Raw genomic sequence first — 6,422 nt, 5'->3', positions numbered from 1 at the left:
CCCCGGCTGGACCCCGGCGGCCCTGGCCGACGCGCCGCTCGGCCGCTCGCATCGCTCGGTCGCCGGCAAGGCCAAGCTCCGCCGGGCGATCGACCTGACCCGCGACGTGCTGCGCGTGCCGGCCGACTACCGCATCGGCATCGTCCCGGCCTCCGACACCGGCGCCGTCGAGATGGCGATGTGGTCGATGCTCGGGCCGCGGACCGTGGAGGTGGCGGCCTGGGAGGCGTTCGGCTCGGAGTGGGTCACCGACGCGTTGAGGCAGCTCAAGATCAGCCCGCGCATCCACCAGACGCCCTACGGCGTGCTGCCCGACCTGTCGGCGATCGACACGAAGCACAACGACGTGGTTTTCACCTGGAACGGCACCGCCGCCGGGGTGAAGGTGCCGAACGGCGACTGGATCGCCGCCGACCGCGAGGGGCTGACGATCTGCGACGCGACCTCGGCCGCCTTCGCCCAGGCGCTCGACTGGGACAAGCTCGATGTGATGACCTTCTCCTGGCAGAAGGTGATGGGCGGCGAGGCGGCGCACGGCATGCTGGTGCTCTCGCCCCGCGCCGTCGCCCGCCTCGAGAGCCACGTCCCGGCCTGGCCGCTGCCGAAGGTGTTCCGCCTGACCAAGGGCGGAAAGCTGATCGAGGGGATCTTCTCCGGCGACACCATCAACACGCCCTCCATGCTCGCGGTCGAGGACTACCTCGACACGCTGGCCTGGGCGCAGGACCTCGGCGGGCTCGACGCCCTGCATGCGCGGGCGGACGGCAACGCGCGGGTGATCCACGACTGGGTCGCGCGCACGCCCTGGATCGCCAACCTCGCGGTCGACCCGGCGACGTATTCCAACACCGGCGTGTGCCTCGTCATCGCCGATGCCGACGTGCTGGCGCTGGGCGACGCGGTGGTGGAGCGCGTGGCCAAGGGCATCGTCGAGATGCTGGAGCGCGAGGGCGTGGCCCTCGACATCGGCGCCTACCGCGACGCGCCGCCCGGCCTGCGCATCTGGTGCGGCGGCACGGTGGAGCGGAGCGACCTCGAGGCGCTGACGCCCTGGCTCGACTGGGCCTTCGCCCGGGAGAAGGCGGCCCTGACGCAGGCGGCGTAGGAACGCGGCCCGCGCGCCACCCGGCAGCGCGCCAACGAAAACGGGCGGCCCGATCGGGCCGCCCGTTTTCGTTGGCGTGGTGGATGCGGGACCGTGAGGACGGCCCCGCAGGCTGCCGGGATCAGAAGGTGATGCCGGTCTCGACCATGTAGCGGTCCTGCGAGGTGCGGTTGCCGGTGCGGCCGAAGCCGGTGCCGAGGGTGCCGGCCGCCAGGCTGCCGCGGGTGATGTCGTAGAGCTCGACCCGCGAGTACTCGCCGCGGAGGAAGTACTGGCCGAAGGTGAAGGTCGGCGTGACGGTGAAGGAGAGCGCCTCGCTGCCGGCGCCGTAGAGGACGGAGGTGTCGGGGAACAGGCTCAAGCGGTTTCCGCTCTGGGCGATGTACTCGAAGCGGCCGGCCAGGGCGAAGTTGTCGGTGAAGGCGTAGCTCGCGAGGATCGCGCCGCCGAAGGTCTCGGCGCCGTTGAGCCCGAGGGCGGCGTTGCGCTCGACGTTGGTGTACTGGATGTAGGGCGTCACGATCCAGGGGCCGGCCGAGTAGGTGTAGTTCAGGCTGATGATGCTGCTGTTCTGCAGCGACAGGGGCGTGGCGTACTGGAAGCGCAGGCTCTGCAGGCCGGAATTGAAGCTGCTGAAGTGCGTGCCGCCGTTGATGCCGATCGTGTTGGCGTCGTCGATCTTGTAGGTGATCAGGCCGGTGATCCAGTTGAGCTCACCCGAGAAGAACCCGTCGGTCGCCGCCAGCGAGGCCGCCCACGGGCCGCTGGCGTAGTTCACCTGGACGCCCTGGTTGATCACGTTCTCCTGGTTGAACAGCAGGCCGCGGGAGATGTTCAGGTTCTGGAAGGTGAACGGCAGCTCCGAGCCGATGTTGGTCGGCATGCGGCCGCCCTGGAGCGACCACTCGTCGTTGATCTGGTACTTGCCGAACGCGATCGAGACCGGGGTGAAGAGCAGGTCGGTCTGGTCGAAGGCGCTGTAGATCGGCGCGCCGAGGCCGGGGATCGTGTAGGCGCCGACCGCGACGTAGAACTGGAACGGGCCGTCGGCCTTCTGGATGAAGCCCTGCAGGTTCGAGAAGTCGACGCGCCCGGCGCGGTCGGCGGGAACGCCGGGCGGCGTGACCGCGGTGTTGAACGGGTTGGTCTGCGTGTAGGCGTAGCCGGTCACCGCGCCGCCGACGTAGATCTCGCCGATGCCGCCGATGGTGAAGCAGCTCGGGTTCGGGTTCTGCTTGATGACGCCGCCGTAGGCCGGGAAGGTGATCGCGACCTTGCAGGCCTCGGGGACCGGGGGCGGAGCGGGCTTGGCCGACAGGTCGGCGGCCGACACCTGTCCGACGCAGAGCAGCGTGGCGATCGACGCCGTGGCGCCCTGGAGGAACAGCTTCAAGGTCATAGTCCGAGCCCCGTTTGTTTTTTGCTGCGGCCAAGGTGCCGAAAGTTCCCACCCTCCGCAAAAACAACTTTCGGGCAATTGCCTACGAAACGGGCAATCGCGGCCGCAGCCGCCCCAAGCTCAAGATGTGTTGCCGTCGCACCACAACCAGTCGGCCCATCCGGCGTGGATCATCCGGAATTCCGTGCGTCTTCGTTAACGGATCGTTACCAAGCGCCGCCGGACCGGGCCGGATCGACTGCATCGGCGAATCGCTCGACGATCGAGGACTGATCCTGGACTTGGTCGCGAGCCTCGGGACACGTTGCACGCATCGGCTTGGTTCGAGACGCCTCCGGACGAAGGACCGGATCCCCCGACCGCTGCCCCGCGACCGCCTCGGGGATGGCCGTCACGAAAGAAGCCCCGGTGCGGGGCACCGGGGCTTCGTCGGCGTCACGGGGACGTCGATGGATCAGTAATTGTAGGCGCGCTCGCCGTGATCGGCGATGTCGAGGCCCTCGCGCTCCTCGTCCTGGGTCACGCGCAGGCCGATCGTCAGGTCGACGAGCTTGTACAGGATCGCCGAGCCGATGCCCGACCACAGCAGGGTGAGGCCGACGGCCTCGGCCTGGATGATGAACTGGCTCATCATGTCGTAGGTGCCGAGAACCATCTCGCCGGGCTTGGTCGCGTAGTCGGGGATGCCGACGCCGCCGAGCTTCGGATCCACCAGGATGCCCGTCGCCAGGGCGCCGAGGATGCCGCCGATGCAGTGGACGCCGAACACGTCGAGCGAGTCGTCGTAGCCGATCGCGTTCTTCACGGTGGAGCACATCACGAAGCAGACGCCGCCGGCGACGAGGCCGAGGACGATCGAGCCCATCGGGCCGGCGAAGCCCGAGGCCGGGGTGACGGCGACGAGGCCGGCGATGGCGCCGGAGACCATGCCGAGCAGCGACGGCTTGCCCTTCATCGCCCACTCCACGAACAGCCAGGAGACCGCCGCCGCCGCGGTCGCGACGAAGGTGTTGATCATGGCGAGCGCCGTGGTGCCGTTCGACTCGAGGTTGGAACCGGCGTTGAAGCCGAACCAGCCGACCCAGAGCAGCGAGGCGCCGATCATGGTCATGGTCAGCGAGTGCGGGGCGAGCAGGTCACGGCCGTAGCCGATGCGCTTGCCGAGCATCAGGCAGCCGACGAAGCCGGCGATGCCCGCGTTGATGTGCACGACGGTGCCGCCGGCGAAGTCGAGGGCGCCCTTCTTGAACAGGAAGCCCGCATCGGCGTTGACGGCGTCGAGCGCGTCCTGCGCGGTCTTCTTGGCCGCGTCGTCGGTCGCCATGGCGAGCGCCTTGGCGGCGTTGCCGACCGCGTCCGGGCCGCCCCAGTACCAGACCATGTGCGCCATCGGGAAGTAGATCAGCGTCACCCAGAGGATGGTGAACACCACGAGCGCCGAGAACTTCATCCGCTCGGCGAAGGCGCCGACGATGAGGGCCGGGGTGATCATCGCGAACGTCATCTGGAAGCAGATGTAGACGTATTCCGGGATGACGACGCCGTTGGAGAAGGTGGCGACGGTCGAGTTCGGGTCAACGCCCTTCAGGAACGCCTTCGAGAAGCCGCCGACGAAGTCGTTGATGGTGCCGCCGTTGGTGAAGGCGAGGCTGTAGCCGTAGAACACCCACAGCAGGCAGACGATCGAGACGATCGCGAAGACCTGGGTCAGGACGGAGAGCATGTTCTTGGTGCGCACGAGGCCGCCGTAGAACAGCGCCAGGCCCGGCACGCTCATCATCAGCACGAGGGCCGACGAGATCAGCATCCAGGAGGTGTCGCCCTTGTTGGGCACCAGGGCGACGGGCGCGGGCGCCGAGGCCGCTTCCGGCACCGGCGTCTGCGCGAGGGACGGCTCGACGAGGACCAGGGCGAGCGCGGCCCCTCCCAGTCCGAGCGCGAGGGCGTTGCGAAGTTTCATGGACACGAGACTCCCGGGTCGCGGTGCTGTCAGGATTGTTGCGAGGCAGAAATGGGTGGTGAGGGCGGCGGCCCTCGCGGGCCGGCTCAGAGCGCGTCGGCGTCGGTCTCGCCGGTGCGGATCCGGACGGCCTTCTCCAGCGGCATGACGAAGATCTTGCCGTCGCCGATCTGGCCGGTGCGGGCGGCGCCCGCGATGGCGTCGATCACCGTGCTGGTCAGGTCGGCGGCGACCGCGACCTCGATCTTCAGCTTGGGCAGGAAGCTCACGGCGTATTCCGCGCCGCGGTAGATCTCGGTGTGGCCCTTCTGGCGGCCGTAGCCCTTGACCTCGGTCACCGTCAGGCCGTGCACGCCGATGCCGGTCAGTGCGTCGCGCACCTCCTCCAGCTTGAACGGCTTGATGATGGCCATCACGATCTTCATGCTTGGCGCCCCCTGCGTGGGTTGGGAACCGTGTGCCGCAGCCGACGCTCGGCAGGGGGTTCCGGTCCAGGATGGTCGCGCAGGATCCGAATGACCCCGCGATCGCCGGGCCCTCATTCAAGGACTATGCCAGCGCCGAACTTTTTGGGAACCTTTTCACGCGACCGCCGGATGCACACGCTTTGGTCGCGAACTGGCGCCGGGACGGGCTCAAGCTGAGCAGTAATCGCACACAAAACGGGCAAATGCTCATCAGAAGCGCAGTAATTCGGCGCGTGCGGCGGCCTGCCGGCGGTTTGACGCCAAACTAGGCCGGCCGCGGGCGGATCAGGCCCTCCTGCGCCACCGACGCCACCAGCGTCCCGTCGCGCGCGAAGATCTGGCCGCGGGCGAACCCCCGCGCGCCGGCGGAATTGGGGCTGTCCTGGGCGTAGAGCAGCCACTCGTCGGCCCGGAACGGGCGGTGGAACCACAGGGCGTGGTCGAGGCTCGCCGACTGGATGTCGGCATCGAACACCGAGCGCCCGTGGACGATCAGCGTGGCATCGAGCAGCGTCATGTCGGACGCGTAGGCGAGCACCGCCTGGTGGATCGCCGGATCGTCGGGGAGCTGCGAGGCCGCGCGCAGCCAGACGTTGCACAGCGGCGCCTGCGGCCCGCCTTCGAGATAGCGTCGCAGGTCGACCGGCTTCAGCTCGATCGGGCGCGGACGGCCGAAATAGCCGGCCACCGCCGCGGGGATGCCGGGCATGCCCCTGGCGAGCAGGGACTTGGTGTCGGGCAGCGATTCCGGGGGCGGCGCGTCGGGCATCGCCGCCTGGTGGGCGTGGCCGGCTTCCGTCACCTGGTACGAGGCGGTCATCGCGAAGATCGCGCGCCCGTGCTGGATCGCCTTGACCCGGCGCGTGGTGAAGCTCTGCCCGTCGCGGATGCGCTCGACCTCGTAGACGATCGGGACGCTCGGGTCGCCGCCGAGCAGGAAGTAGGCGTGGAGCGAGTGCGGCGCGCGGGCGCTCGGCACCGTCCGGGTCGCGGCGACCAGCGCCTGACCCACCACCTGCCCGCCGAACACCCGCTTCCAGCCGTTCCGCGGGCTGACGCCGCGGAACAGGTCGGTCTCCAGCCGCTCGAGGTCGAGGATGGCGAGAAGCTCGGCGACGATGCCGGAATCGGTCGGCGGGACGGGATCGGTCGGCATGGCTGTGCGGCGGGCTTTCGGGGCGAGGAGGCGTCCGCCATAGCATCCGCGCGGCCTGCCTCGCCATCGGGCTCGCGGTGCGACCGCGCTTCCCTGCGCCCGCCGGACGAGCCCGCGCGTTGCCTGCGGGCGGAAGCGGTGTCACTTCCTCGCGCGAGGGAACGATGAGGACGAGGCGATGAGGGGTTCGACGACCCGCCCGGGCAGCCGCCACCTGCTGCTCGCGGGCGCAGGCATCCCGGGCCTGTCGCTGGCCCTGGCGCTGAGCCAGGCGCACGGCGACGCGCTCGCCGTCACGGTCTGCGATCCGGGCCTTCCGCGCGCGGCCGAGCGGC

Annotated in this window: 5 protein-coding genes and 1 pseudogene; 2 read left to right on the top strand and 4 right to left on the bottom strand. The window is 69.4% G+C overall.

Features of this window, described 5'->3' with window-relative positions:
• The coding region (locus FV223_RS17280) for a phosphoserine transaminase (RefSeq protein WP_147728187.1) at window positions 1–1,105 on the top strand (1,105 nt) is incomplete at its 5' end.
• 121 nt (window positions 1,106–1,226) lie between these two features.
• Here the strand turns inward: FV223_RS17280 and FV223_RS17275 are convergent.
• From FV223_RS17275 to tesB, 4 genes are all read right to left on the bottom strand, one after another.
• The gene (locus FV223_RS17275) at window positions 1,227–2,504 is read right to left on the bottom strand and encodes an outer membrane beta-barrel protein (RefSeq protein WP_147728186.1); all 1,278 of its coding nucleotides are present in this window, start codon (window positions 2,502–2,504) and stop codon (window positions 1,227–1,229) included.
• 454 nt (window positions 2,505–2,958) lie between these two features.
• Window positions 2,959–4,464: an ammonium transporter gene (locus FV223_RS17270; RefSeq protein ID WP_147728185.1), complete on the bottom strand. Its 1,506-nt coding sequence runs from the start codon at window positions 4,462–4,464 to the stop codon at window positions 2,959–2,961.
• Between the two features lie 86 nt (window positions 4,465–4,550).
• A complete protein-coding gene (locus FV223_RS17265) occupies window positions 4,551–4,889 on the bottom strand; it encodes a P-II family nitrogen regulator (protein ID WP_147728184.1) in 339 nt (112 codons plus the stop codon).
• A 307-nt stretch (window positions 4,890–5,196) separates the two neighbouring features.
• Window positions 5,197–6,087, bottom strand: a complete 891-nt coding sequence (gene tesB / locus FV223_RS17260; protein ID WP_147728183.1) for an acyl-CoA thioesterase II — start codon at window positions 6,085–6,087, stop codon at window positions 5,197–5,199.
• Window positions 6,088–6,265: 178 nt separating this feature from the next.
• Here tesB and FV223_RS31870 point away from each other — a divergent pair.
• A pseudogene (locus FV223_RS31870) lies at window positions 6,266–6,422 on the top strand (2-octaprenyl-6-methoxyphenyl hydroxylase); the annotation flags it as partial.

The organism is Methylobacterium sp. WL116, assembly GCF_008039455.1.
Lineage (GTDB): Bacteria > Pseudomonadota > Alphaproteobacteria > Rhizobiales > Beijerinckiaceae > Methylobacterium.
Note: the sequence above shows the minus strand (reverse complement) of the source record. Positions and strands in the feature narration are given on the sequence as shown.